This window comes from Pseudomonas sp. M30-35, from assembly GCF_002163625.1.
In the GTDB taxonomy this organism is placed as follows: domain Bacteria; phylum Pseudomonadota; class Gammaproteobacteria; order Pseudomonadales; family Pseudomonadaceae; genus Aquipseudomonas.
The window spans coordinates 1898574-1924693 of sequence record NZ_CP020892.1 but is presented as its reverse complement, the minus strand read 5'-3'; the positions used below and the strand labels follow the sequence as shown (position 1 = coordinate 1924693).

24 protein-coding genes and 1 pseudogene are annotated in these 26120 nt (G+C 53.9%); 9 read left to right on the top strand and 16 right to left on the bottom strand.

Features of this window, described 5'->3' with window-relative positions; all coding sequences use genetic code 11:
• The first annotated feature begins 8 nt into the window (after window positions 1–8).
• A complete protein-coding gene (locus B9K09_RS08970; protein ID WP_087516484.1) occupies window positions 9–473 on the top strand; it encodes a methylglyoxal synthase in 465 nt (154 codons plus the stop codon).
• A 101-nt stretch (window positions 474–574) separates the two neighbouring features.
• On the opposite strand, the gene B9K09_RS08965 is transcribed toward B9K09_RS08970, so the two are convergent.
• A complete protein-coding gene (locus tag B9K09_RS08965; protein WP_087516483.1) occupies window positions 575–1009 on the bottom strand; it encodes a helix-turn-helix domain-containing protein in 435 nt (144 codons plus the stop codon).
• A 62-nt stretch (window positions 1010–1071) separates the two neighbouring features.
• Here B9K09_RS08965 and B9K09_RS08960 point away from each other — a divergent pair, with 62 nt between their 5' ends.
• Together B9K09_RS08960 and B9K09_RS08955 are read left to right on the top strand one after the other, a co-directional pair.
• A complete protein-coding gene (locus tag B9K09_RS08960) occupies window positions 1072–1704 on the top strand; it encodes a cation transporter (RefSeq protein WP_087516482.1) in 633 nt (210 codons plus the stop codon).
• 291 nt (window positions 1705–1995) lie between these two features.
• Window positions 1996–3531, top strand: a complete 1536-nt coding sequence (locus B9K09_RS08955) for a nucleobase:cation symporter-2 family protein (RefSeq protein WP_087516481.1) — start codon at window positions 1996–1998, stop codon at window positions 3529–3531.
• Window positions 3532–3681: 150 nt separating this feature from the next.
• Here B9K09_RS08955 and B9K09_RS08950 read toward each other — a convergent pair whose 3' ends face one another.
• Window positions 3682–4572 carry a LysR family transcriptional regulator gene (locus B9K09_RS08950; RefSeq protein ID WP_087516480.1) on the bottom strand — a complete coding sequence of 297 codons (891 nt, stop codon included), beginning with the start codon at window positions 4570–4572 and terminating at the stop codon, window positions 3682–3684.
• Window positions 4573–4841: 269 nt separating this feature from the next.
• Here B9K09_RS08950 and dkgB point away from each other — a divergent pair, with 269 nt between their 5' ends.
• The gene (gene dkgB, locus B9K09_RS08945; protein WP_087516479.1) at window positions 4842–5642 is read left to right on the top strand and encodes a 2,5-didehydrogluconate reductase DkgB; all 801 of its coding nucleotides are present in this window, start codon (window positions 4842–4844) and stop codon (window positions 5640–5642) included.
• A gap of 32 nt (window positions 5643–5674) precedes the next feature.
• On the opposite strand, the gene arfB is transcribed toward dkgB, so the two are convergent.
• Window positions 5675–6088 carry an alternative ribosome rescue aminoacyl-tRNA hydrolase ArfB gene (arfB, locus tag B9K09_RS08940; RefSeq protein ID WP_087519047.1) on the bottom strand — a complete coding sequence of 138 codons (414 nt, stop codon included), beginning with the start codon at window positions 6086–6088 and terminating at the stop codon, window positions 5675–5677.
• Between the two features lie 338 nt (window positions 6089–6426).
• Between arfB and B9K09_RS08935 the strand changes: the two genes are divergently transcribed.
• Window positions 6427–7485 (top strand): metal-dependent hydrolase, encoded by a 1059-nt coding sequence (locus B9K09_RS08935; RefSeq protein WP_087516478.1) that lies wholly within the window; start codon window positions 6427–6429, stop codon window positions 7483–7485.
• 230 nt (window positions 7486–7715) lie between these two features.
• Here the strand turns inward: B9K09_RS08935 and B9K09_RS22935 are convergent, their stop codons facing one another.
• From B9K09_RS22935 to B9K09_RS08880, 12 genes and pseudogenes are all read right to left on the bottom strand, one after another.
• Complete coding sequence (locus B9K09_RS22935; RefSeq protein ID WP_371917452.1) at window positions 7716–8579, bottom strand: methyl-accepting chemotaxis protein; 864 nt, start codon at window positions 8577–8579, stop codon at window positions 7716–7718.
• Window positions 8571–9671: pseudogene (locus B9K09_RS22930) on the bottom strand (HAMP domain-containing protein); the annotation flags it as partial. The pseudogene B9K09_RS22930 and the gene B9K09_RS22935, both read right to left, overlap by 9 nt.
• Before the next feature lie 358 nt (window positions 9672–10029).
• Window positions 10030–11490: a sodium-dependent transporter gene (locus tag B9K09_RS08925; protein ID WP_087516476.1), complete on the bottom strand. Its 1461-nt coding sequence runs from the start codon at window positions 11488–11490 to the stop codon at window positions 10030–10032.
• Between the two features lie 126 nt (window positions 11491–11616).
• Window positions 11617–12282: a maleylacetoacetate isomerase gene (maiA, locus tag B9K09_RS08920; RefSeq protein WP_087516475.1), complete on the bottom strand. Its 666-nt coding sequence runs from the start codon at window positions 12280–12282 to the stop codon at window positions 11617–11619.
• Window positions 12272–13255 carry a fumarylacetoacetate hydrolase family protein gene (locus tag B9K09_RS08915; protein ID WP_087519046.1) on the bottom strand — a complete coding sequence of 328 codons (984 nt, stop codon included), beginning with the start codon at window positions 13253–13255 and terminating at the stop codon, window positions 12272–12274. The genes maiA and B9K09_RS08915 overlap by 11 nt, the downstream gene beginning before the upstream one ends.
• 68 nt (window positions 13256–13323) lie before the next feature.
• Window positions 13324–14406, bottom strand: coding sequence for a 4-hydroxyphenylpyruvate dioxygenase (hppD, locus tag B9K09_RS08910; protein WP_087516474.1), 1083 nt, complete (start codon window positions 14404–14406; stop codon window positions 13324–13326).
• A gap of 333 nt (window positions 14407–14739) precedes the next feature.
• The gene (locus tag B9K09_RS08905) at window positions 14740–15972 is read right to left on the bottom strand and encodes an alpha/beta fold hydrolase (protein WP_087516473.1); all 1233 of its coding nucleotides are present in this window, start codon (window positions 15970–15972) and stop codon (window positions 14740–14742) included.
• Between the two features lie 162 nt (window positions 15973–16134).
• On the bottom strand, window positions 16135–17913 hold the full coding sequence (locus B9K09_RS08900) for an ABC transporter ATP-binding protein (RefSeq protein WP_087516472.1): 1779 nt from the start codon (window positions 17911–17913) through the stop codon (window positions 16135–16137).
• Window positions 17906–18541 carry a DsbA family protein gene (locus B9K09_RS08895; RefSeq protein ID WP_087516471.1) on the bottom strand — a complete coding sequence of 212 codons (636 nt, stop codon included), beginning with the start codon at window positions 18539–18541 and terminating at the stop codon, window positions 17906–17908. Before B9K09_RS08895 ends, B9K09_RS08900 begins: the two co-directional genes overlap by 8 nt.
• A 3-nt stretch (window positions 18542–18544) precedes the next feature.
• Complete coding sequence (locus tag B9K09_RS08890; protein WP_087516470.1) at window positions 18545–19483, bottom strand: rhodanese-related sulfurtransferase; 939 nt, start codon at window positions 19481–19483, stop codon at window positions 18545–18547.
• Between the two features lie 253 nt (window positions 19484–19736).
• Window positions 19737–20042 carry a BolA family transcriptional regulator gene (locus B9K09_RS08885; protein ID WP_087516469.1) on the bottom strand — a complete coding sequence of 102 codons (306 nt, stop codon included), beginning with the start codon at window positions 20040–20042 and terminating at the stop codon, window positions 19737–19739.
• Between the two features lie 149 nt (window positions 20043–20191).
• Window positions 20192–20692, bottom strand: a complete 501-nt coding sequence (locus B9K09_RS08880) for a DUF2059 domain-containing protein (protein ID WP_087516468.1) — start codon at window positions 20690–20692, stop codon at window positions 20192–20194.
• 257 nt (window positions 20693–20949) lie between these two features.
• On the opposite strand from B9K09_RS08880, the gene B9K09_RS08875 reads away from it, so the two are divergent.
• The 4 genes from B9K09_RS08875 (at window position 20950) to B9K09_RS08860 (ending at window position 24693) form a co-directional block, all read left to right on the top strand.
• Entirely contained in the window at window positions 20950–21960 is a 1011-nt protein-coding gene (locus tag B9K09_RS08875; RefSeq protein ID WP_087516467.1) for a DUF2804 domain-containing protein, read from the top strand.
• Window positions 21961–22236: 276 nt separating this feature from the next.
• Window positions 22237–23673, top strand: coding sequence for a class II fumarate hydratase (locus B9K09_RS08870; RefSeq protein WP_087516466.1), 1437 nt, complete (start codon window positions 22237–22239; stop codon window positions 23671–23673).
• The gene (locus tag B9K09_RS08865) at window positions 23666–24286 is read left to right on the top strand and encodes an NAD(P)H-dependent oxidoreductase (RefSeq protein ID WP_087516465.1); all 621 of its coding nucleotides are present in this window, start codon (window positions 23666–23668) and stop codon (window positions 24284–24286) included. The genes B9K09_RS08870 and B9K09_RS08865 overlap by 8 nt, the downstream gene beginning before the upstream one ends.
• A gap of 197 nt (window positions 24287–24483) precedes the next feature.
• Window positions 24484–24693, top strand: a complete 210-nt coding sequence (locus tag B9K09_RS08860) for a DUF6316 family protein (protein ID WP_087516464.1) — start codon at window positions 24484–24486, stop codon at window positions 24691–24693.
• Between the two features lie 105 nt (window positions 24694–24798).
• On the opposite strand, the gene B9K09_RS08855 is transcribed toward B9K09_RS08860, so the two are convergent.
• A complete protein-coding gene (locus B9K09_RS08855; RefSeq protein ID WP_087516463.1) occupies window positions 24799–25986 on the bottom strand; it encodes a thiolase family protein in 1188 nt (395 codons plus the stop codon).
• Between the last annotated feature and the right edge of the window lie 134 nt (window positions 25987–26120).

Genomic DNA, 26120 nt, shown 5'->3' with positions numbered 1-26120 from the left:
GTTAATGCATGAGCCGTATCAGCTTTACGACCGCAACACTTGCTGCACGCAAACGGATTGCACTGGTCGCCCACGATCACTGCAAAGTGTTTCTTCTCGATTGGTGCGTGCGCCATCGTGAAAAACTGGCTAATCACCAGCTACTGGCAACAGGAACAACCGGCGCCTTGTTGAGCCGCAACTTGCAACTGCCCGTCGAAAGCATGATCAGCGGCCCGCTGGGCGGTGACCAGCAAATAGGCGCACGCATCGCTGAGCAGCGTGTCGATATGCTGGTGTTTTTCTGGGACCCGTTCGAGCCACAACCCCACGATCCAGATATCAAAGCACTGCTTAGGGTGGCCGCGGTTTGGAACATTCCGGTGGCCTGCAACGAAAGCAGCGCCGACTACATGCTCAGCAGTAGTTTGTTAGAACAACAACATAGTTATCGGATCCCTGATTACAGCAGGTATCTGGCTGAACGCAGCTAAGCACGTTAGCGAGGTGGTTGAGTTTTTTCAGCCACCCTTTTTGCGGCAGATAATCAGGTTATTAGAGCAACGCTGGCGGGCAAGCTTCGCATTGCCACACTCTATGACGCATCCACCCCTTCAAGTGGCGCGCAGCACTTACGATTATCGAGCGCCTCGAGCAGCCTGCAATGTTCCGCCTCGGAACTGGTGCAATTGGCCATTCGTGATAACTCGGCCTGCATTTTTTGCAGGTCGCGAATACGATCTTCGATGGTCACCAGATGGCTTTGCACCAACTTATCTGCCTCGACACAAGGGCTGTGTGGCCTATTTGCCAAATCCAGCAGATTGCGAATTTCATCCAGGCTAAAACCCAGCTCGCGACCACGGCGGATAAACAGCACGCGCCGCACATCTGCATCTTGGTAGTTGCGATAGCCAGAAGCGGTGCGCTGCGGCTGTGGCAACAATCCACTGCGCTCATAAAAACGAATCGTCTCAAGATTGACGCCGCTCTGCTTACTCAATGCGCTGATGGTAAATGGCTTTTTCATGCTTGACTCCGTAGTGACTACAGGGTTTAGCGTAACGCCTATCGCCACTGAGGAGAAGTCTTATGAGCGCCCATTGCTGCAATCACACACCAGATCCATCAACCCAACAACAGCCAGAGCGTTATCGCAAGATTCTGTGGATTGCACTGCTGATCAACCTTGGGATGTTTTTCATCGAGATCACCAGCGGTGTTAAAGCCAACTCGGTGTCACTGCTTGCCGACTCCCTGGACTTTCTAGGGGACGCCGCTAATTACGGCATCAGCCTTTGGGTGCTAGGCATGAGCATCGCATTACGCGCCAAAGCCTCATTAGTCAAAGCCGCATCGATGCTGGTATTTGGTGTAGGCGTTTTAGCGGTGGCTATCTGGCACGCAGTAAATGGCCAAATACCAGAACCACAAACCATGGGTGTGATCGGCACCCTGGCCTTGCTCGCAAACCTCGGTGTGGCCGCCCTCCTCTATGCATACCGAGAAGGTGACAGCAATATGCGCAGCGTGTGGTTGTGCACACGTAACGATGCTCTGGGCAATGTTGCGGTACTAATCGCCGCAGCGGGTGTGTTCGGCACCGGCACCGCATGGCCAGACCTGCTGGTTGCCAGCGTAATGGCGCTTCTGGCAATTACTTCGGCTTATCAAGTCATCCGCCAAGCGCAACAGGAACTGAAAGTTGAGCACGCGCACCCATAAGACTTAAGCCTGATAAATAAAAACGCCACAGCTCAAAAACTGTGGCGTTTTTATACCTTTCGTCGACTCATAATCAATAAATCGTACACAATGTTTTTTAGCTGAATACAAGTACGAATTGTCAAAAATCCCTGTTCTAGACGGTTCAAACTTTAAGAAGAACCCTTTATTTTGGCTGACCAGTCGGACAAGTTATCCAGCTTTTATGACAAAATTGTATACAAGCACTAGCCAAGCGCACCCATTGTTCCCTACATTACGGACACAAGAAAAAAACGGGAACACCTCACTATGCAATCGCAATCAGTTGAAAGTGCTTCATCGCAACGTCCTGAAGATGAGAACCTCGGTACCGGAGCCAACATGGCTTACGGCTTGCAACATGTTCTGACCATGTACGGCGGTATCGTTGCGGTACCGCTAATTGTTGGTCAGGCCGCAGGTCTATCGCCAAGCGATATCGGCTTGCTGATCACCGCCTCACTCTTTGCAGGCGGTTTAGCCACACTCCTACAAACCCTCGGCCTGCCATTTTTTGGCTGCCAATTGCCACTGGTGCAAGGTGTTTCATTCGCCGGTGTTGCGACAATGGTCGCGATTGTTACCAGCGACGGTGCAGGCGGAATTCAAGCGGTGTTCGGCGCCGTGGTGGTTGCCTCACTGATAGGCTTATTGATAACCCCCATATTCTCGAAAATCATCAAGTTCTTTCCGCCACTGGTGACCGGTATTGTTATCACCACCATCGGTTTGACCTTGATGCCAGTTGCAGCCCGCTGGGCGATGGGCGGCAACAGCAATGCGCCAGACTTCGGCAGCATGGCCAACATTGGCTTAGCTGCGATTACGCTGGTTTGCGTACTGATACTGAGCAAACTTGGCAGTGCAAGCATTTCGCGCTTGTCGATTCTATTGTCGATGGTCATCGGCACAGTGGTTGCGATGACACTTGGCATGGCCGATTTCTCGCGCATTGGCGACGGTACGTTAGTCGCCATGCCCAGCCCTTTTCACTTCGGCATGCCGACCTTCCACATCGCCGCCATTATTTCGATGTGCATCGTGATAATGGTGACACTGGTCGAAACCAGCGCCGACATCCTTGCCGTTGGCGAAATCATCGAAACCAAAGTTGACTCCAAACGTCTCGGCAATGGTCTGCGCGCCGATATGCTCTCCAGCATGCTGGCGCCAATATTTGGCTCGTTCACCCAAAGCGCTTTTGCCCAGAATGTCGGCTTGGTTGCGGTAACGGGCATCAAAAGTCGCTACGTAGTTGCCACCGGCGGCGTATTTCTGGTGCTACTCGGCTTGCTGCCCGTAATGGGCCGGGTAATCGCAGCAGTGCCAACTTCTGTACTTGGCGGCGCAGGCATCGTGCTGTTTGGGACTGTAGCGGCTAGCGGGATTCGCACACTGTCTAAGGTTGATTACCGCAACAACATGAACCTGATCATCGTGGCCACCTCGATCGGTTTTGGCATGATCCCAATCGCTGCACCCAACTTCTACCATGCCTTCCCCACCTGGTTTGAAACCATTTTCCACTCGGGCATCAGCTCTGCTGCAATCATGGCGATCGTGCTTAACCTGGTATTCAACCACATCACGACAGGCAACTCCGACCAACAATCGGTGTTTGTTGCAGGCACCGAGCGCAGCCTGCGCTACCGCGATATTGAAGCGCTGGAAGACGGCGACTACTTCAAAAGCGGCAAGCTGTTCAATGCACAAGGTGAGGTCGTACCGATAATCGGCAGTGAAACAGCAAACGCGACGCCCAGCCCAACGAGCATAGTAGGCAAACCGTCTACAGAGCACGTTTAGGCCGGAAGTGGCGGATGAAACAAGCGTCATCCGCCCTACCGTTTGGGTGTGGTGAAGCGAAGCTTGTCCATCATGACTCAAAGGCATAGCACCAAAAAAACCGGCACTGCGCCGGTTTTTTTAGGTGGATTCAGCCTGTCGCAACGCTCTTTAGGCTTCAAGCATCTGCTGGCTGAGGTAATCAATAAAACAGGTAATACGCGAAGCCAAAGCGGTATTGCGGTAGTAAACAGCATTGATCGGCTGCTTCGCTTCAACGGTCTCGCGCTTGAGCACCTGCTGCAGATTGCCGCTTTCTCGGTCTTTGTCAGTCATAAAACCGGCCAAACAAACGATACCTGCACCTGCCAAGGCTAGCTGACGCAAGGTCTCACCACTGGAAGCCGATAAACTAGGGTTGATTGTGTATGAGTTGCCCTGTTCGTTGCGTAACGGCCAGCGGTTAAGCGACTCTGGCTGAGTGAAGCCAAGCAAACTGTGCTGACTTAAACTCGCAACTGATTTCGGCTCACCATGCAGCTTCAGGTATTCGGGACTGGCTAAAATACGCCGCGGACTGCTCCCAAGAGGACGTGCATGCAGCGTTGAGTCACGCAGTGGACCAATCCGGATTGCAATATCTGTACGCTGCTCAAGCAAATCAATGATCTGATCACTGCTATTAAGCTCAAGCTCGATATCCGGATACTGCTGCCTAAACTCCGCCACCAGCGGCACAATGCTGTGCAGCATAAAGGGCGCAGCAGCATTGACCCGCAAACGGCCTGCCGGAAGCTGACGGCGTAAGGCCATCTGCTCCTCGGCCTCTTCAACCGAGGCGAGGATCTTGCGCGCCTGCGCCAGGAAAACGATGCCCTCTTCGGTAATTTCCAAGCGCCGCGTGGTGCGACGCATCAGAGTTACATCGAGTTTCTCTTCAAGACGGCTTAATGCGCGGCTAACCCCCGAAGCAGTTTGTTGAAGTTGCTCTGCAGCTCCACTGATAGAGCCGCTGTCGACCACAGTCACATACGCTTGTAATTCATCTAAAGTCGTTTTCATTAGTGAATTTTAGTCAATTATCTTTAGCCTGCAACGCTATTACTGCGCATAAATAAAAGCTGCACACTTCAGTGCAAGCAACCTCTACAGGTCGATATCGGTGCGCATCCCTTCGCAACGCTAAAACTAAACGCATTGTTCAGTTGATGGACACCGCACGTGACCACTGACGGGGTAACCCGCGCGAAACGACGGGCCAATTACGCTGTCAGCTAATCTATCGACCTAAATTTAGTTGTTACTCACCACTCACGCCGTCAGGAGTAAAAATGTCTCTTCCAGCATTTGGCCTTGGTACGTTCCGCCTGAAAGACCAGCAAGCCATCGATTCAGTCACTACAGGCCTTGAACTCGGTTATCGACACATCGATACCGCGCAGATTTATGGCAATGAAGCCGAAGTCGGCCAAGCGATTGCTGCCAGCGCAATAGCGCGTAAGGATCTATACGTCACCACCAAGATCTGGACCGATAATCTGGCCAGCAATGATCTGATCCCCAGCCTCAAGCAAAGCCTGAGCAAGCTGAAAATGGACTATGTCGATCTCACTTTGATCCATTGGCCATCACCAGACGATAAAATCCAGGTTAGCGAATACATGAGCGCCCTGCTCGAAGCCAAGGCTCAAGGATTGACCCGCGAGATTGGCATCTCCAACTTCACCATCAAGCATATGCAACAGGCATTCGAGACGGTTGGCGTTGAGCAGATCGCGACCAATCAGGTCGAAATCCACCCTTACCTGCAAAACCGCAAGGTGGTTGAATTTGCCCGCGAAAACGGCTTGCAGCTGACGGCTTACATGCCATTGGCGTATGGCAAGGTAATGGATGATCCGCTGCTGCAGCGTATCGCCAGCACCCACAACACCACCCCCGCCCTGATTTCACTGGCTTGGCTGCTGCAGTCAGGTTTTGCAGTAATTCCTTCATCGACCAAGCGTCACAACCTGCAAAGCAATTTGCAGGCGATCAACCTAAAACTGAGTGAAGTTGAAATGGCTGAAATCGCGCAACTGGATCGTGGTGAGCGCTTGGCCAACCCAGGCTTTGCACCTGAATGGGATTAACCAGAGCCTGATCATTGGCGGGCTCCTGACGATTAAAAGTCTACGCGCCCACGTCCTGCCTTAATGGCTCCGCGCTTGGTCTTACCTTCCAGTCGGCGTTTCTTTGAGCCCAGAGTCGGTTTGGTCGGGCGCCGAGCCTTTTCGGTTTTACCAGCACTGCGAATCAGCTCGCATAGACGCTCCAATGCATCCGCACGGTTTTTCTCTTGAGTGCGGAACTGCTGGGCCTTGATAATCACCACGCCCTCCGCAGTAATCCGGCTGTCACGCATCGCGAGCAAGCGTTCTTTATAGAATGGCGGCAATGATGAGGCTTGGCTGTCAAAGCGCAAATGCATGGCGCTGGAGACCTTGTTGACGTTTTGTCCGCCTGCGCCTTGAGCCCTGATCGCAGTTAGCTCAATTTCGTCATCGGCGAGATGAATACTGTTTGAAACCACCAGCATGGCAAGACCTTGCACAAAAGTAAGTACGCAGAATAACCCGATATACAGCTCAGTTCGCGCTTAGGGAACCTCTGAAAAACTACTGCGCTCAGTATTACTGCGTTAAAAACCTGCTCAAAATGCTCATTTACAACACGTAAAGTCGAGCGCGACCTCGGTCGCTTTATCGCAGTTTTTTGCCTTGCACTCCGGTCGCTCGCTACCTTTTTCAGAGGTTCCTTAGCCAAGATCGGCCAGTGTATTGTGCTCCGTACCGAAATGTTTTTTAGTAAATTTCAGTACATAGTCTGAGGCCAGACTCGGTTAACGTAGCGGCTGTTCGAAGATGAGGACTGGCAATGGATTCAATTACACAGGTCGTGCTTGGCGCTAGCATTCAAGGTGCATTGCTGGGCCGCTGGCAAGGCCGCAAGGCACTGTTGTACGGCGGGCTGCTCGGCACCCTGCCGGATATGGATGTGCTCATTCACTATGGCGATGCAGTCGCGCAAATGACCTACCATCGCGGCTTTAGCCATTCGATCTTCGTCCTCAGCGGCGTGGCGTTATTACTAACCTTGCTAGTGCGGCGCTTTCAGCCCAATCCCGATTATTCCAGCCAGCGTTTGTTGCTGACGATCTGGCTAGTGTTGGCCACTCATCCTCTTCTCGACAGTTTCACCAGCTACGGCACGCAGCTGTTCTGGCCGATGACCTCGACACCCATTGCCTGGTCGAGCATTTTCATCATCGACCCGCTCTACACCGTGCCATTGCTTGCAGCAGTGATACTCGGGCTAATTTACGGGCTGCGCGACAAAGTCGCCAAAGCGCCCGCTATCGCGCTGGTAATTTCGACCGCGTACCTTGCTTCAAGTCTGGTCGGCAAAAACGTTGCCGAGCATCGCGTTGAGACTGAGCTCGCACACCAGGGTATTCAGGCTCAGCAAATATTCAGCTCGCCGACACCATTCAATACCTTGTTGTGGCGGGTGATCGTGCTTGATGGCGATGATTACTACGAGGCGCTGTCTGGCTGGCTTGATAGCGCGCCACCCACACTTGAACGCATTCCGCTGGGCACCGAGCAGGGTAAAGCGCTAGCCAATTCACCAGCGTTGGCCCGTCTTAGCTGGTTCACAGATGGCGTATTGCGTTATGACCGAATTGATGACCGCCTGATCGTCACTGACCTGCGTTTGGGGATGACCGGCTTTCACCCGTTTCGCTTCGACTTTGCCCACTGGCAGGACGGTAAGTGGCAGATTCAGGATGAGATCCAGCGCTGGCCAGTTGCCCGTGGCGACCTGAACCGCCTGAAGCTACTGTGGACGCGTATCTGGCAGCCACAAACGCCTATTCCACTGGCGAGCTGGGCCAGTGAACTGAGCAAGCCATTGGTCAGCCAAACCCGTTGATTGTTACTGGATGGACGACGCCTCCCTGTCAACCATTGGTGGCGTAACCGAGCTTGGTGGACAAGCTACGCGTGTCGCACCCTACCCGCACATCAATGGCGCTTGTTCGAATTTGGCGAGCAGCCGTAGGGTGGAAGACGCTTTACCCTTCCACCATTTGCAGGATAACCAAGTCTGGTGGACAAGCCTCGCCTTGTCGCACCCTACGCCGATTTGTTAGAAACGAATAATCAGGTGCGGAACCGCTTGACCAAACCTTGCAGCTCAACCCCAAGGCGTGCCAACTCGGCGCTGGACTCAGCGGTTTGCTCACTGGCCGAAGCGCTTTGCTCCCCGATATCCCGGACTCGGGTGATGCTCTCGCTGATATTTTCCGCCACGCTGCTTTGCTCTTCAGCTGCGGCTGCGATTTGATGGTTCATCTGCTCGATAGTGCTTACCGATTGAGTAATCCGGCCCAGTGCATCGCCAGCCTGCGCCGCTAACACCACGGTACGCTGAGTCAGGCTCAGGCTGCTGTCCATTTGCGTCACCGCATCTTTAGCCATGGATTGCAGACCAGCAATCAACGCCTCGATTTCTTCGGTAGAGCTGTACGCGCGCTGCGCCAAGGCACGAACCTCATCGGCAACTACCGCGAAACCACGACCCTGTTCACCTGCACGCGCCGCCTCAATCGCCGCATTCAAGGCCAGCAGGTTAGTCTGCTCTGCAACCGAACGAATCACCTCAAGCACGCTGCCGATGCGTTCACTTTCGAGGTTGAGCGCTTGAATGGCTTGAGCAGACTGCTCAACTTCACCGGCCAGGCTGTTAATTTGCCCCACCGCCTGCTGTACGACCAGGTTGCCCTGCTGTGCTTCTTGATCCGCCTCACGCGCCGCGACTGACGCTTGATCAGCATTCTGCGCAACTTCTTGCACAGTCGCCGCCATTTCATGCATTGCTGTTGCAGTCTGCTCCGTTTCGAGCTTCTGCTCTTGCACACCTGAACTGGTTTGCGCGGTAATTGCCGACAACTGTTCGGCTGCCGCAGCAATTTGCCCGACGCCACCGCCAATATGGTTGATCAACTCACGCAGACTCAGGGTCATGCGCTGCATGGCGGACATCAGTTGGCCCACTTCATCACCACGGTTACTGGTGATGTTTTGGCTGAGATCACCCTCGGCAATTTGCTCGGCAAAGGACACGGCCTGACGCAATGGCGAGACAATCGAGCGGGTAATCAACAATGCCGCCAACACGCCAATCACCATGGCCGCCAGCGCTATAACACTCAGGCCCAGCAAAGCCTGCTTGCGAATTTCCAACATGCTGCGATCTTCAGCTGCCTTGGCTTTATCAACCAGGCTCAGCACCGAGCCTGCCTTTTCCACCATGCTTTTTTCAGCGTTGTCGCTCTCAGTAATGACCTGCTGGTAATTGGCAAACGCCTGCTGATAAACCTTCAGTGCATCCAGCGCAGCGGTGATCGCGCTTTTTTGCTCATCGGTGAGCCAGATCATTAAGTTGCGAGCGACAGTTTCCAGGTCTTCATTGGTGTATTTCCAGTCTTTCAAAGCGTCTGCGGATTTATCAATGATGTACAAGCTTTCATTGCTGCGCAGATCAAGCATGCGCTTGCTCAAGCCTGATGCTGTCTCAGCCAGAGTCAGCGGGTCACTGCCTTTAAGGTTGTCGCCCTGCAAGCGCAACTCACGTACAGCGTCGTACATTTCAAATTCAATAACATCAAACTGGTCACGCGCTTCGCCAGCGGCTTGACTCATTTGCTCACGGGCTGTGCGTGAGCGGTCATTGAGTTGGACAAAGCCCTCGAACTGTTGCCGGTATTGATCAACCGCCTCATCCATTGCCTGCAATTGGGCTTTTTTGTCGCCAACCGCCGAGCTAGCTTGCGCCGTAATCAACTGCTTAACCAAGGTTATCTGCTGATTGGTTTGTGCGGCGGCCTCTGGGGTTTTCTTCAGAGCGAACGCACTTTCAAAGCGCCGAGCATCCAATACAGCCAAGTCAATTTCCGAGAACTGATTGACCTGCTCGTGTCTATTCGCAACAGCCTCCACGGCCCAATAACCGGTTAAGGCAACTGCCAGAGTCAGCAGCAACACAATGGCAAAACCGCCGAGCAGTTTTTTACCTACGGCAAGGTCACTGAATAGGCGTGAGACAGACAAAAACATGGGGCTACTCCGTTATATTTATTCACTGAAATCGCCAGCTGTTAGCAAGACTTAACTGGCACAGTGCTTGTTGAACCGTTAGCTACCGCAAGGCTTGTGCCATCCATGCATCCCTACTCGCGAAGCCTCTATTACACGCATAACAGAGCATCAGCTAATACCCAAAACGATTAGCCACAGCATCTAGATAACCTGTATCGGCAGCTTTATGCTGAGCTGAACCATTACTTTGGCGGCATTTCGCCATTAATTTATCGCCAAGCGCCAGGCTAGTACGTTGAGCTGACTCATTTCACGGGCACAAAAAAAGCGCACGGTTTTCGCCGTACGCTTTTTCAGTTACAAGTTGCTCCGTCGATTAGCGGCCTGCTAGAGCTGGCATCACTCGCGGGCGAAAAACTTCGCCAAAGATTGTCAGCACACCAATTGCCCCAGCAATCCAGTACCAGCCTGCAATCGGGTCAAACCCCAGCCAGCCGAGAGCGTTGAGGAACACAATCATAATCAGCACCGGGCACACGTAGCGCACCATGAACAGCCAGAGTGCGTAACCCATCGGCGGCAGATTAAGCTCATCACGCATGATCTCGTCACGCAGCGCATAACCGGCAAACAATACGATGAAGATTCCGCCCAAAGGCATCATCCAGCGTGACGTCAGGTAATCCAGCCAATCGAAGAAATTCTTATCCATCGGCGTCCAGCCCGCGAGCACGTTGAACGAGAGCATCGCCAACAAGCTGATGACCAACAACACCGCCCCCGAAACCATGGCGGACTTGATCCGGCTAATACCGTGCTTCTCGTTGAGATAGGCAACAGTGGCTTCGATCATCGAAATCGCGGAGGTCAATGCGGCAATCGACACCATGGCAAAGAACAACACGCCAAACACGGTACCAAATGGCATTTGCTGGAAGGCCAGCGGCAGGCTCATGAAGATCAGGCCTGGACCCGCGCTTGGGCTCATGCCGTTGGCGAAGATAATCGGGAAGATCGCCAAGCCAGCCAACAGCGCAACAGCGGTATCACAGATGGCAACCATGAAGGTGGTTCGCGCAATCGACTGGCCGTCGGGAATGTATGAGCCGTAAGTCAGAATCGCCCCAGACGCCAAACTCAGGGTGAAGAACGCGTGCCCCAAGGCAGCTAGCAGCGCTTCGCCTGTGATTTTCGAGGCATCAAAGCTGAACAGGAAATCGAAACCCGCCGAGAAGCTACCGCTGGTAAAGGCGTAACCCACCAACGCCACCAGCATCACCGCCAGCCCAGGCATCATCCAGCGCACCGCGCTTTCGATACCCTTCTGCACGCCTTTGGCAACGATCCACAGCGTTAACAGCGCAACCAGAACACTCCAGCCGCCGAGCTGCCAGGGATTGGCATTGTGCGCCTCAAACACCGCGCCCAGTGCGTCAACGCTGGTGGCCGCAAGTGATCCGTCGAGCATTTTCCAGGTGTAGGCAAAGGCCCAGCCGGCCACTACCACGTAGAAACAGAGAATCATAAACCCGGCAAGCATGGCCATGCCGCCTACCGCTTTCCACAACGGATTGCCGCTGTTTTCCTTGACCACGCGACCAATCGCATCAATCGGGCTGCCGCGTCCTCGGCGACCAATTGCGATCTCGGTCATCATCACCGGAATACCAATGGCCAAAATGCAGGCAAGGTACATCAGTACGAAAGCCCCACCACCGTATTCACCGGTGATGTAAGGGAACTTCCAGATATTGCCCAGCCCCACGGCGGAGCCAGTTGCGGCAAGAATAAAGCCCCAGCGAGAGAGCCAGAGGTTTTTCGGTTTTTCTCGGGTCATGCGTCACCTGTTGTTTTTATCTGTGACGGAATCTAACCCGCTGCGCTTATGGCGCGGCGGAGTGATGAAGAGTTCAGCAGCACCAGCATTGGCTAGCGCGCCAGTCTCCCCGCAAGGTTGTAAACCTCAAGTTGCGTCGGGTTGCACCTCCGGAGCGGCCTTCTGGAAGGCTTCAAGGGCTTCACAACGCGCCGTCATGGCGAGAATGCGCGGATACGCATTTAAGTCACAGTTAAAACGGCGCGCATTGTACACCTGTGGGATCAAACAGGCTTCTAGATATCCAGGCCGCTGACCAAGGGACAAATTGTCAGCAAATACCGCCAACCCTTGCTCAACTGCCTTCAAGCCGCTGTGCACCCAGTGTTGATACCACTGCGTCTTGGCGTCATCAGCAACGCCCAACTCGGTCGACAGGTACTTCAACACACGCAAATTATTCAGGGGATGCACATCGCAGGCGATGTGCAGCGCCAGCGCCCGAACTTGCGCGCGCAGCGCGGGTTCGACTGGCAGCAGTGCGGGTACGGGAAACGCTTCTTCAAGGTATTCGATGATCGCCAGCGACTGAGCAATTTTGATTTCATCAGCGCCAGATACATGATCGACCAGCAACGGCAACAAGCCTTGCGGGTTGAGCTGCTGATACGCAGGCGCCAATTGCTCACCACCATCCTTGACCAGATGGACCGCTACCTGTTGATACGCCAGACCTTTGAGGTTGAGGGCAATACGTACGCGATAAGCAGCGCTGGAGCGCCAATAGGAATAGAGCGTCAGCTCAGCCATCATAGCGTTCCACTACCTGGTCAATCGCGCCGAAAATGCTCTGCCCAGCGGCATCAAACATCTCAATGCGTACGCGGTCGCCAAACTTCAGAAATGGGGTTTTCGCTTCGCCCTGCTCAATCACTTCGAGCATGCGCTTTTCCGCGAGGCAAGATGAACCAGCGCTGCGGTCATAGTTGGAAACGGTGCCAGAACCAATAATGGTGCCGCTGCCCAGTGGACGGCTTTTAGCCGCATGTGCCACCAGCGTAGGGAAGTTAAAGGTCATGTCGGTACCCGCATCCGGCTCACCGAACAACTGATCATTGATGTGTGAAACCAACGGACGATGGACTTTACCGCCCTTCCAGCTATCACCCAGCTCATCCGGGGTCACGGCAACCGGCGAAAAGCTTGATGATGGCTTGCTCTGATAAAAGCCAAAACCTTTAGCCAGTTCGCCTGGGATCAGGTTACGCAGCGATACGTCATTGACCAGCATCAGCAGTTGCACATGATCAGCGGCCTCGGCGGCGCTAACCCCCATCGGCACGTCGTCGGTAATCACCGCCAACTCGGCCTCAAGGTCGATACCCCACGCCTCGTCAGCCATACGAATAGGGCTGTGCGGGGCAATAAAGGCATCCGAACCGCCTTGATACATCAGCGGCTCGTGCCAGAAACTCTCCGGCATTTCGGCGCCACGCGCTTTGCGCACCAACTCAACGTGGTTGACGTAAGCGCTGCCATCGGCCCAATGAAACGCACGCGGCAGCGGACTGTGACAAGCGCTTTGCTCGAAGGGAAACGCCTGGGCCTCAAGGCCGTCGTTCAAGCGCTGGTACAACGCTTCAAGTTGCGGGCGAATGGTTGCCCAGTCATCGAGCGCTTCCTGCAGGGTTGCGGCGATGGATGGAGCCTTGATGGCACGGCTGAGATCGCGGGAAACCACGACCAAGACGCCGTCGCGACCTTGCTTGAGTGAGGCTAACTTCATAATCAAACCTTCAAATTGGCAGAAGCAGTTGGCGCAGCTTGAAGCGCTGCGCCACTGGTACATGGAGCTTAGTCAGCGGAAATAACACCGCGGCGAACTTGATCTTCCTCGATCGACTCGAACAAGGCCTTGAAGTTGCCTTCACCGAAGCCCTGATTACCTTTGCGCTGGATAATCTCGAAGAAAATCGGACCAATCACCGTGTTGGTGAAAATCTGCAGCAAGATACCGTCATCGCCCGGTGCGCCATCAATCAGGATGCTCAGCTCACGCAGCATCTCAGTTGACTCGCCATGGCCTGCGACGCGGGTATCAACCTTGTCGTAATAGGTGCCTGGAGTGCTCATGAAATCGACGCCATTGGCGCGCAACTGACGCACGGTGGCGAAAATATCGTCAGTGCTCAGGGCGATGTGCTGGATGCCTTCACCCTGATATTCGCGGATAAATTCCTCGATCTGCGATTTATCATCCGCCGACTCGTTGATTGGGATACGGATTTTGCCGCAAGGTGCGGTCATTGCGCGCGACAGCAGGCCGGTGAGCTTACCTTCGATATCGAAGTAACGAATCTCACGGAAATTGGCGATGCGCTCATAGAAGCCGGACCAAACGTCCATCTGCCCGCGTTTAACGTTGTGGGTCAGATGATCGAGACTGACCAGACCCACTGCATTGTCGTTCGGTGTACGGCCTTCGATAAACTCGAAGTCCACGTCATAGATAGTGTTCTCGCCAAAGCGATCAACCAGATACAGCAGAGAGCCGCCAATCCCTTCAACACATGGGATATTCAGCTCGCCAAAGTTGGCGTGACTACCGACCAGCTTGGCACCTTGCGACTCAACATAGGCAGCGGCTTGCGCAGCGTTTTCAACCCGGAAAGCCATGGCGCAGGCACTTGGACCGTGCTTGAGACCGAACTCGCGAACATGACCGGTCGGGCTGCCATTGAGTACGAAGTTGATGTCATTCTGTTGGAACAGAAACACTTCCTTCGAGCGGTGCTTGGCGGTTTCAGTGAAACCCATGGCAGTGAACAGCTCGCGCAGTTGTTCAATACCTTCAGGCGTCGGAGCTGTGTACTCAACGAATTCAAAGCCATCAGTACCAATCGGGTTGTGCTGTTCGATTTTGTTCACGGCGTTCATTGCGCCTCCTTGTTGTTCTCGGGCGGTTGTGAGCTGCCTTAAAAAGCAGCCTTAGTGCAGCCATAACACCCTTAGAACGCTGGGCGAACAAGCGCACAAGCACGGCACTTTTAACCAGACACCTGGGTTGAGTGGCACGTTTTCCTTACATCCCTGTTTTATCGCAATAACCACGTGATTAGCGCCCAACCCCCGTAAAGTTTTCGTTACAAAGCGGTTCAATAAGCTGCCAACGCAGCAGCCGAGTTTCAGCGACTTGTTGCAGCCAGGCATCTGCGGGCATAAAAAAACCACCCGAAGGTGGTTTTTTACCTGGTGTTTACGGACTGTTACCTACTCGCCGCTTTCCAGTTCAGTAGTAATGACTGGTTTGGACTCCAGGGTTTTGTGCACCGGGCAGCGGTTGGCAATCTTCAACATGCTTTCAATCTGCTCTTGAGTGAGTTGCTCGCCTTTAAAACTAATGAAGCGCTGGATTCGCTCGATCTGGCCTTCGCGCTCTTCACAGGCGGCACAATCCTCGGCATGCACTCGGTCATGGACCAGGCGGATATTGATATCTTCCAGCGGTATGCCCTTACGGTTGGCATACATACGGATTGTCATTGAAGTACAAGCACCCAGGCTCATCAACAACAAAGCATAGGGTGTAGGCCCTAAATCAGAGCCGCCAACGCTCACTGGCTCATCGGACACCGATTTATGCGAGCGGGTATAAAGACCGCGCAGAAACTTCTTGTCCAGTTCAGTCACCAACACGTGACCATCCTCAAGATTCGCTGCGACGGGTTCAGCTACGAGCACCTCAACATAGCGTTCAGCCCAGGCGGCAAGAGTCTTGGCGACATAACGCGCATCTTCTTTTTTGCTCAGCAGGTGATCTGCTTTATCCAGAGAAACAAAGCTTTTCGGGTGCTTGGCGGCGGTAAAAATCTTCGAGGCCTCATCGACCGGGACGATGTTATCAAGCGGCGAATGAAAGACGATCAACGGGCATCGCAGGTGCGCAATGTGCTGCAAGTCGGCGTATTGATCGAGGTCTTCAATCAGTTGCTTCTTGATCGAAAACTTCCGACCTCCAAGATTAACCTTGGCCTCGCCTTGTGCTTCTATTTCTGCTTTTGAGCTGTCAAACAGGTGCTGCACGTGATACGCAGTAGAAGGTGCTGCAATGGTCGCAACCGCTTGCAGCGACGGAATTTTATTGACGGCAGAAAGAACCGCCGCGCCGCCAAGACTATGGCCGATGATCAACTTGGGTGCGGCATAGCGAGCCTCAAGCATCTTTGCAGCAGCGACCAGATCCTGAACGTTGGATGTGAAATTGGTGTTAGCAAAATCGCCGTCACTATTGCCCAGGCCGGTGAAATCGAAACGCAACACGGCAATACCTTGATCAGCCAATTCACGACTAATCCGTGACGCCGCGGCGATGTCTTTACCGCAGGTAAAACAGTGGGCAAAAAGCGCGTAATACTTTACTGGCTGCAGGCTATTTGGCAGTTCTAGCAAACCTGCCAGTTGCTGCCCGGAGCTGCCAGCAAACTCAACCTTGACTCGATTCATTCACATATCCCTCGTTTATGTCCGGGCCACTCCGTACACAGCCCGTGTTTGATAAGACGACTGCTCATTCGACGCCGTCCACGCGGATTAATTACGTCATGCATTTATTACGTAAGAGTTCGGCTAAATCCTGTTAGCCATAACCCTAGCCTTTTGCACTCGCTACTGCTGCAAATGCCCGTAGAGACGTGCATACAAGCCGCCATCTGCGATCAATTGATGATGATCGCCATCCTCGGCAATACAACCGCCATCGAACACCAATACACGATCAGCCTGTTTTACCGCTGACAAACGGTGAGCAATGATCAGTGTCGTGCGCCCGACCAAAAAGCTACTCATGGCTTGATGCAAAGCGTACTCAGTTGCGGCGTCCAAGGCTGAGGTCGCCTCATCGAGAATCACCACTTTGGGCTCGGCAAGCACCATCCGGGCGATGGCCAAGCGTTGACGCTGGCCTCCGGATAATCGCACGCCAGAGCGGCCGACAATACTGTCGAGGCCTTTGGGCAGTTGCTTGATAGTCGTCGCCAGTTGGGCTATTTCCAGAGCGTGCCAACAAGCTTCATCACTGCGCTCTCGGCCCATGCATAGGTTGGCGCGCACCGAGTCGTTAAACAATGCCGGATGCTGCAACACCACCGCTACGTTCTCGCGTACTTGTTCAAGGCCAATATTCTGCAGACTGTAGCCGCCATAACGAATCGAGCCGCTTTGCGCGCTGTACAAACCCAGCAGCAGTTGCACCAAGGTACTTTTACCGCCGCCGCTAGCCCCGACAATGGCGACTTTCTCGCCAGGTGCAATCTGCAGATTAAGCTGGTTGAGTACCGGCTCGTCTTGGTAAGAAAAGGTCAGCTTCTCAATCTCAATGCCAACGGTTTCGCGCCCACTGAAAGGATCAGCGCCACCGGCATATTGCGGCTCATCGCGACGTGCAAGCAGCTCATTGATGCGTGACAGTGCGCCACCCGCCGCATAGAACGCGTATTGCAGGCTGAGCAATTGCTCGACCGGGCCAATCATGAACCATAAGTAACTGAACACCGCGAGCATCTGCCCGATCGACAAGTCCGAGAACAGCACAGTCAGCATCGCCGCCGCACGGAATACGTCGATACCAAACTGAAAAAGCAATCCGCTGGCTCGGCTGGATGCGTCGCTTTTCCACTGTGACGCTACAGCAAAATTGCGCACCTCTTGCGCACGCGTACCGAGCCTGCCGAGGAAAAAGCCTTGGCGATTGCCTGCACGAATTTCCTGAATCGCATCCAGGGTTTCAGTCAATGCTTGGGTGAAGCGTGAAGTGCTGTCGTTTTCGAGTTTTTTCAGGTGTTTGACGCGTTTGCCGAGCTGCACCGTGGCGTAGATAACCAGCGGATTGAACAGCAAAATCAACAATGCTAACTGCCAGTGCATCCACAGCAATATTGCCGATGTACCGGCCAAGGTCAGGACCGCCACCAGGAATCGGCTAAGGGTTTCACCGACGAATTTATCCAGGGTGTCGAGATCCGTCACCAGATGGGTGGTGACTGTGCCGCTGCCTAGACTTTCGTATTCAGATAGCGATATGCGCTTTAGCCGCTCGATCAGGCGCACACGGATTCGATAGACAATGTCTTTCGACAGCCGTGCAAACAAACGGGCCTGCAGCACGTTGAAAACCAACGCACAGGCGCGCAGCACAAAGGTCAGTGCCAACATCAAGCCGATATAACCAACCGCAGTTTGCCAACCGGCAGGCAAGAAGTTATTCATCACCTGCAGCGCTGAGTCACCCTGTTTGAGCAGGACTTCATCAACCAGCAAAGGTAATAACAGCGGGATCGGTACGCTGCAAAGTGTCGCCAGTACGGCGACACCGTTGGCTAGGAACAAGGCTTTACGATGACGCAAAGCCAGGCGACGAATTTCCGCCCAGCTTAACTGATCACGCATTGGCAGCGCGCTCTAACCAACGCGCCAGGAGTGGCGACAAACTTTCGAGCGGCTGATAGCCATTAGTCACTAATGCAAGCTGCCCGTCACGCTCAGCCAACAGCGTTGGAAAGCCTGCAATACCCAAATCTTGAACCCAGGTAAAGTCATCTGCCGTGGCGGCGTGTTGCTCGACACTGTCGAATGCTTCAGCAAAGACAATGCGCGGCAGTCCGGCCTTCTCCGCCAGTTCAACCAAAACACTGGCTTGGCTGACATCGCGACCTTCGGCATAGAACGCCTGCTGAATCAATTTAACCAGCGGCCAGGAACTCTGCGGATCAAGGTTACGCGCAGTGACCAACGCTCTGCATGCAGGCTCGGTGTCGTAAACAAAACCATCGGGTAAGGCACCGTCAAATTTGAACGGCTGCCCCGTCGCATCAGCAACAGCCTGCCAATGTTCAAGGATGTACTTGCGGGTGGCGCTATCCAACGCCGCACCACTACTGGTACGTAAACCACCGGCAATCAGGTGCAGCTCAACTCCCTGAGCTTGCGCTTGCTCTGCGAGAGACTGAAATACTGGCGCAAAGCCCCAGCACCACGAGCACATCGGGTCCATCACATAGAGCAAGCGAGTTTGCATGGGTTAGCCTTGTTTTTTTAAACGCGGATTGAAGCCAAGGGGATGCGGCATGTTGCGCTCTTTGGCCAGTTCAATCTGCTTTTGCCGCTCACGGGCACCGGCGCGGGTTTTCTCCGGCAGAGAATCCCAACAATGCGGGCAGCTCACACCGGGGGTGAAGAACTCTGACTCGCGATCAGCCACTGAGATCGGTGTGCGGCAGGCGTGGCATTGATCGTATTCACCTTCAGTCAGGTCATGACGAACAGTGACCCGATTGTCGAACACAAAGCAGTCGCCCTTCCAGCTCGATTCATCCTGCGGTACTTCTTCGAGGTATTTAAGAATCCCGCCCTGCAGGTGATAGACCTCTTCGAACCCTTGGTTAAGCATGTAGCTAGAGGCTTTTTCGCAGCGAATACCGCCGGTGCAAAACATCGCGACCTTTTTGTGCTTGGCCGGATCGAAGTTAGCTTTTATGTATTCAGGAAACTCGCGGAAGGTTTTGGTCTTCGGGTCGATAGCGCCATCGAATGTGCCAATCGAAACCTCGTAATCGTTACGGGTATCAATCAGCAGCACCTCTGGATCGGCAATCAGCGCGTTCCAGTCTTTAGGTTTGACATAGGTACCCACTTGCTTGTTCGGGTCGACACCCTCAACGCCAAGGGTGACGATTTCTTTCTTTAGCTTGACCTTGGTGCGATAGAACGGCTGCTCATCGCAATACGACTCTTTATGATCGACATCGGCCAGGCGCGGGTCTTGAGCAAACCATGCGAATAACCCGTCAATGCCTTCACGGCTACCCGAAACAGTCCCGTTGATGCCCTCTTCGGCAATCAACAAAGTGCCTTTAACGCCGTTTTCGATCAGGGTGTTGAGCAGCGGCTCGCGCAGCTCATGGAAATCTGGCAGCGAGACGAATTTGTACAACGCTGCAACGACAATTTTGTCGGTCATGCTTTTACTTCCTCAGTAGTCGCCCACGTAAAGGGCGGACTGGTGATTGATTAACGGGGGTTTAATTAACAGCGGCACCGACCATTGCCGGTGCGGGTGCCTAGTTTAACGTGTTTTTTGGGCTGTGAGCGTAGGGTGCGACAACGCGCAGCTTGTCCACCATGACTCAGACAGCGAAGTTCTCAGACATGAGCCAGGACCTGCACCTAATAACCGCAGCGCAAAATGCTGGGTGAACAATGCGCTCCCCGTCTTAGTGGTCGTGCTTACTGCCGCCCAGACAGGTTGGTGACGCGGGCGCAGTCGCGTTCTTGGCCCACTCTTGCGCGGTGTAGGTGTGTAGCGCCAGGGCATGGATCTGCCCCATCAAATCGCCAAGGCTGGCATAGACTTTCTGGTGGCGCTTGACCGCGCTCAGCCCTTGAAACTGCTCACTCACGATCACGGCCTTGTAATGTGTTTCAAGGCCACGGCTGTGCATGTGGCTTTCATCGAGCACTTGCAAATGCTCAGGCTGCAAAGTTGCGAGTGCGGCCTCAAGCTGCGCTTGCTTTGTCATCTTTAACTCCAACATCCGTTGTGATTCTTAGCGCATGCTTACTTAATCGCAGCGCAAAAAAATGGCTCAGGCCATGAGTTTACGAAGTGTAAAGCTCAAGCCAAAGCCATTTTTCATCATCGAGCAAAAATGCACGGATGGACTGCCGATTAAGACTTCTTAGGACCCAGTTCCTTGGTCATGTCTTCTAGCAATTTGTTGACCTTAGGCACGGCAGGCTGAAGCTTGCTTTGGGTCAATTCTGCCGATTGAGCAGTAAGGCGCGGCATGGTTTTAAGCACTTTCTCACCGACTGGGGACTCGTAGAACTTGATCAGCTCTTTGAGTTCTTGCTCAGTAAAATTGGTGGTGTAAAGCTTAACGAGATCGGGTTTGATCTTGTTCCAGCTGATTGACTGGTCAAGCACGGCATCTGCTTTAGCTTGATAGGACTCCAATAGCGCCTTCTTTTCACCGCCTGCACCACTTTGTGCGTAACGCTGGGCAAACATCTGCTGCACTTGAGCGTAAACCGGCACGGCGAGCTTGTCGGCATGGGCTAACTGTAAAAAACGCTCTGCATCGGCTGCGTGACTGGTCGCATCTGCGAACACCTGAGCACTGGCGCATGACAGCACAGCAGCGAGGCATAGAACCGGAAAACGAGGCATTGGCGACTCCTAACAAAGGTTTGAATCGGGTTGGACAGCCGCTAAAGCCATTTTGTGCCCGAGCACTGAATAATTCGTATAATTGACCCTGCTTATACAGCTAAAGCAGGCTTTGTGCGCTCGGTCACGAACCACCCCAAAAGCAAACTGCCATGACTTGAAGTAGTTTACCCAGTAAAGGCATGCTCACCGCCGCAAATGCTCTATTATTCTGATAACTGCCGCGCAGTCGCGCTGCACCCACATGGATGTGTACGATGAACAGCGCCATTCACTCTTCTGTTTTCACCCAGACAGATTTATGCCTGAGTAACGGCGCGCTCAATCCCGAAGCCATTGGCTGGGCAAATCGTCCACAGGTTAATTGTGCGCTGCTGCAGCACAAGGGTCGGCGCAAGCGCTGGAACCATTGGTGTTTTACCACTCCCCAATGGATGCTCTCCGTGACCCAGGCCGATCTCGACTACGTGGGCTACGGCGCAGCCTATTTTCTTGACCTTGAAACCGGTGAGTCTGCAAGTTTCAGTCAAATGCGCGCGCTCGGTCGCGGCTGCCAACTGCCGGACAGACCCCAGCAAAGCCATGCATTCGAACACCGCAAGCTGTCATTCCAGCTCAGCGAATATCCAGGGCGCGCCTGCTTGAGCCTTAGCGCCAGCAATTTAAGTGGGCCGCCAATTGAGATATTGCTGGATATTCAGCGGCCAACCCACCTTGAGTCCGTCAATTTAGTCGCTCCCATGGGGCCCACTAGTTTTCATGCAACATGCCGCCAGCTTGGTTTGCCACTTAGCGGTAGCGTGAAACTGGGCAACCGCAGCTATAGCTGCGCGCCTGGGCAAAGTTTCGCCGCGATGGACTTTGGTCGCGGCGTGTGGCCGCTCAATACTCATTGGAAGCGCGCAGCATTCGCCGCACCCGGCGGCATTGCGGGTAACTTCGGCACGCACTGGCTCGATTACAGCGGCTTGTCTGAAAACGCAGTGTGGTTTGGTGGCAAATTGCAGCAGCTTGCCGACAGTGCCGAAATGACACCAATGCACGCCGAGCCGCTTGCAAGCTGGTCGATTAAAACCGTTGATCAACGGGTCAACCTGACATTCACCCCTCGCCAACTGCACCAGGCCTCGCCGCACTTTGGACCGCTTTTCGCTGACACTCGCCAGTGGTTTGGCCACTTCGACGGCGAACTCGTCAGCCCACAAGGCGAGCATGTGCCAGTTAAAGCCGCGCTTGGCTGGCTCGGCAGCACTGACGCACGCTGGTAACCCCCCGCCAGCAGACCGAGTCTTCACCAATCAGCAAATATCAGTCGACTGCGGAACCTGTAAGCTTCAATTGCAGCCTAAACTGCCTAGATAACTAAATTGCCCGGATAACTAAATTGCCTGGAGAACACAGCAACCTGCGGGCTGATAAAGCTAACAGGCGAAATGCGGCCGAGGTCGCGCTTGGCTTTATGGGTTAAATAAACATTTGATTGGCGTTGCTCACCCCTTCGAGGCTAAAGCAGTGCGTAAACGTTTCGCTACTGGAGGATTGTCATGAGTCGTACCGAACCTGGCCAAACCAAACCCGGCCGGACCCAACCAGGCAGGACAGAAACTGACAGCATCGGCCCAATTGAAGTGCCTGAAGACGCCTACTGGGGTGCTCAGACCCAGCGCTCTCTGATCAACTTTGCAATTGGCCAGGAACGTATGCCTTTGGCCGTGCTTCACGAGCTGGCATTGATCAAAAAAGCCGCTGCGCGCGTTAACGACCGCATTGGTGATCTGCCGCAGGATATCGCCCGACTCATCGAGCAAGCCGCCGATGAAATCATTGCCGGGCAGCATGACGACCAGTTCCCGCTAGTGGTCTGGCAAACCGGTAGCGGCACGCAAAGCAACATGAACGTCAATGAAGTCATTGCCGGTCGTGCCAACGAACTGGCAGGTGGCGAACGTGGCGGTAAAAGCCCGGTTCATCCCAACGATCACGTCAACCGCGCACAAAGCTCTAACGACAGCTTCCCCACTGCCATGCATATAGCCACAGTACGCGCGGTTACCCAGCAACTGCTTCCGGCAATTGCTGAGCTATCCGGCGGGCTCGCCGAACAATCTGCGCGCCACGCCAAGCTGGTCAAGACCGGCCGTACCCATATGATGGATGCCACACCCATTACCTTTGGTCAGGAGCTGTCAGCCTATGTCGCCCAGCTCGACTATGCCGAACGCTCTATTCGTAGCGCCCTGCCCGCCCTGTGTGAGTTAGCCCAAGGCGGTACAGCGGTCGGTACCGGCTTGAACTCACCACCCGGCTTTGGCGAGGCAATCGCAGCCGAGCTCGCGGCACTGAGTGGTTTGCCGCTGATAAGTGCGCCGAACAAATTTGCTGCGCTGGCAGGCCATGAACCATTAACCCATATGTCCGGCGCGTTAAAAACCTTGGCCGTGTGTTTGATGAAAATCGCCAACGACCTGCGCTTGCTTGGCTCAGGACCGCGAGCAGGCTTTGCAGAAGTGAAGTTACCGGCCAACGAGCCGGGCAGCTCAATCATGCCGGGCAAGGTTAACCCGACGCAGTGTGAAGCCTTGTCGATGCTGGCCTGTCAGGTATTGGGCAACGATGTCACCATTAGCTTTGCCGCCAGTCAGGGTCACCTGCAACTGAACGTGTTCAAGCCGGTGATCATTCACAACATCTTGCAGTCAATTCGCTTGCTGGCCGATGGCTGCAGTAACTTTCAACAGCACTGCATCGCAGACCTGGAACCTGATGCTGAGCAAATGGCCAAGCATCTTGATAACGGCTTAATGCTGGTGACAGCACTCAACCCGCATATTGGCTACGACAAGGCTGCTGAAGTCGCGAAAAAGGCTTATCACGACGGCACCACTTTGCGTCAGGCGGCGATTGAGCTCGGCCATCTGAGCGCTGAAGAGTTTGATCAATGGGTTCGCCCAGAAAACATGCTGGAACCCCGTCATGACTGAATCAATCAAGAGCGGTGCCACGCCTAATGAAGGCGACGGCAAACGCATCTTGATCATCCTTGGTACGCCCAAGGGCAACAGCCTGTGCCATGCACTAAGCGATGCATATGCGCATGGCGCGCGTAACGAAGGCCACGTGGTTCGCCAGTTACGTCTCGGCGAACTGGCGTTCGACCCTGTGCTGCACAGCGGCTATGAAAGCACGCAACAACTTGAACCTGACTTGCTTGAAGCGCAAAGACAGATTCACTGGGCCGAACATCTTTTACTGGTTTATCCCGTTTGGTGGGGCGGCCCGCCCGCCTTGCTTAAAGGCTTTTTCGAGCGCGTGCTGATGCCCGGCTTTGCCTTCAAATACCGCGCAAACTCATGCCAATGGGACAAACTGTTGAGCGGGCGAACAGCCGATATCCTCGTCACGCTCGATACACCCACATGGCGTATACCTTGGCGATTTGGGGCGCCGGCACATAGTCGTATCACTCGAGCAACACTCTACAGTTGCGGAATAAAACCCTGCCGCTTGACTGAGTTCGCCTCCATCCACACCGCGTCCGAAGACCAGCGTCAGGCGTGGCTGCGCAAAGCTGAAAACCTGGGCGCCTGGGCGTGATCAAGCGCAGCTCTAATAGTCATTAAGTTGTCGCCAAAATACCGCCAAATTCGTCTAACACACTGCAAAACAACCACTTATCGCCCTGCCGAGCAAAATCTATATTGCCAGTTACACTCAGAAAACCTTGTTTTTCACGAGCCTCTGAGAAAAGTAGCGCAGTCGTTTTCAGAGATTCCCCAACTGAGGATGGAGACATGCTAGGCCAGCGCGCTATTGACCCCGGACCCGAAACGCACTATCGCTGTGATCGCATCAGTTCAATAAATGGTCAATATTTCTTTTCGACCCGTGAAGGCACATTGGAAGGCCCGTTCTTCACGCGCATAGATGCCGAACACCAGATCGAACGTTATGTGCAGCGTATGATCCAGTCGCACCAATTAATTGAAAGCAGAACGTTCTAGGCTCCAGTCGCGACTATCAAACTAACACCCACAAAAAACCGCGCTAAATTGCGCGGTTTTTTGTACTTCAACACTGTGCTTGCTTGGAGCTTTGCCCTGTTCGCTCTACGGGCGATAGGCCTCAAACAGCCCCGCCGCGCCCATGCCACCGCCCACACACATGGTCACAACGCCATAGCGCAGTTCGCGGCGCTGTAGCTCACGGATCATATGCCCGACCAGTCGTGACCCGGTCATGCCAAATGGGTGACCAATAGAGATCGAACCGCCATTGACGTTGTATTTCTCGTTATCGATGCCCAGCTCATCACGGCAATAAAGACATTGCGAGGCGAATGCTTCATTGAGTTCCCACAGATCAATGTTGGCAACACTCAAGCCTTTGGCTTTCAGCAGTTTAGGCACCGCAAATACCGGGCCGATACCCATTTCATCAGGCTCACAACCGGCCACAGTAAAGCCGCGGAAATACGCCTTAGGCTTGAGGCCCAGCTCAAGCGCTTTATCTAAACTCATGATCAGGGTCATTGAGGCGCCATCCGACAGCTGCGAGGCATTGCCCGCTGTCACTGAGCCATCTTCAGCAAATACCGGTTTCAGGCCTTCGAGGCTTTCCAGGGTGGTATCCGGGCGATTGCAGTCGTCGTGATCAACCACCCCTTCAACGATTGATTTCTCGCCCGTGGCTTTATCTTCGACCTGGTAACTGACGTTCATCGGTACGATTTCATCAGTAAACAGCCCAGCTTGCTGCGCCTTGGCAGTACGCTGCTGGCTTTGCAGAGCGAGCGCGTCCTGCGCTTGACGGCTGATGTTATAGCGACGCGCCACAATTTCGGCAGTGCGCCCCATCGGGTAATAAATCCCCGGAACGTTTTCCTGCAAAATTGGGTTGTAGAGGTTGTCCATGTTGATGCTTTTCAGGGTCATGCTGATCGACTCAACACCACCCGCAACAATAACGTCACTGCAGCCGGATGCGACCTGGTTGGCGGCAATCGCAATGGATTGCAAACCCGAGGAGCAGTAGCGATTCAACGTCATACCCGCGACGTGTGTGCCCAAACCAGACAACACCGCCACGTTACGCCCGATGTTCATGCCTTGGGCGCCTTCGTTGGAGCCGGCGCCGACAATACAGTCATCAACCAGTTGCGGGTCAATGCCGGTACGCTCAAGCAAAGCATTAACACAGTGTGCCGCCATGTCGTCAGGGCGGGTCATGTTGAATTTACCGCGGAACGATTTGGCCAGACCGGTCCTTACACTCTCGACAATCACTACTTCACGCATAGCTGTTCTCCATGATGAGCTGACGGGCATCGCTACTGGCAAGTGCACCGCTATAAAGGGTTAGCTTGAGCATAAGTTCGTACAATGCTCATATGCGATGATCATTCATCAGACATATGAACCTGCACCTGCTG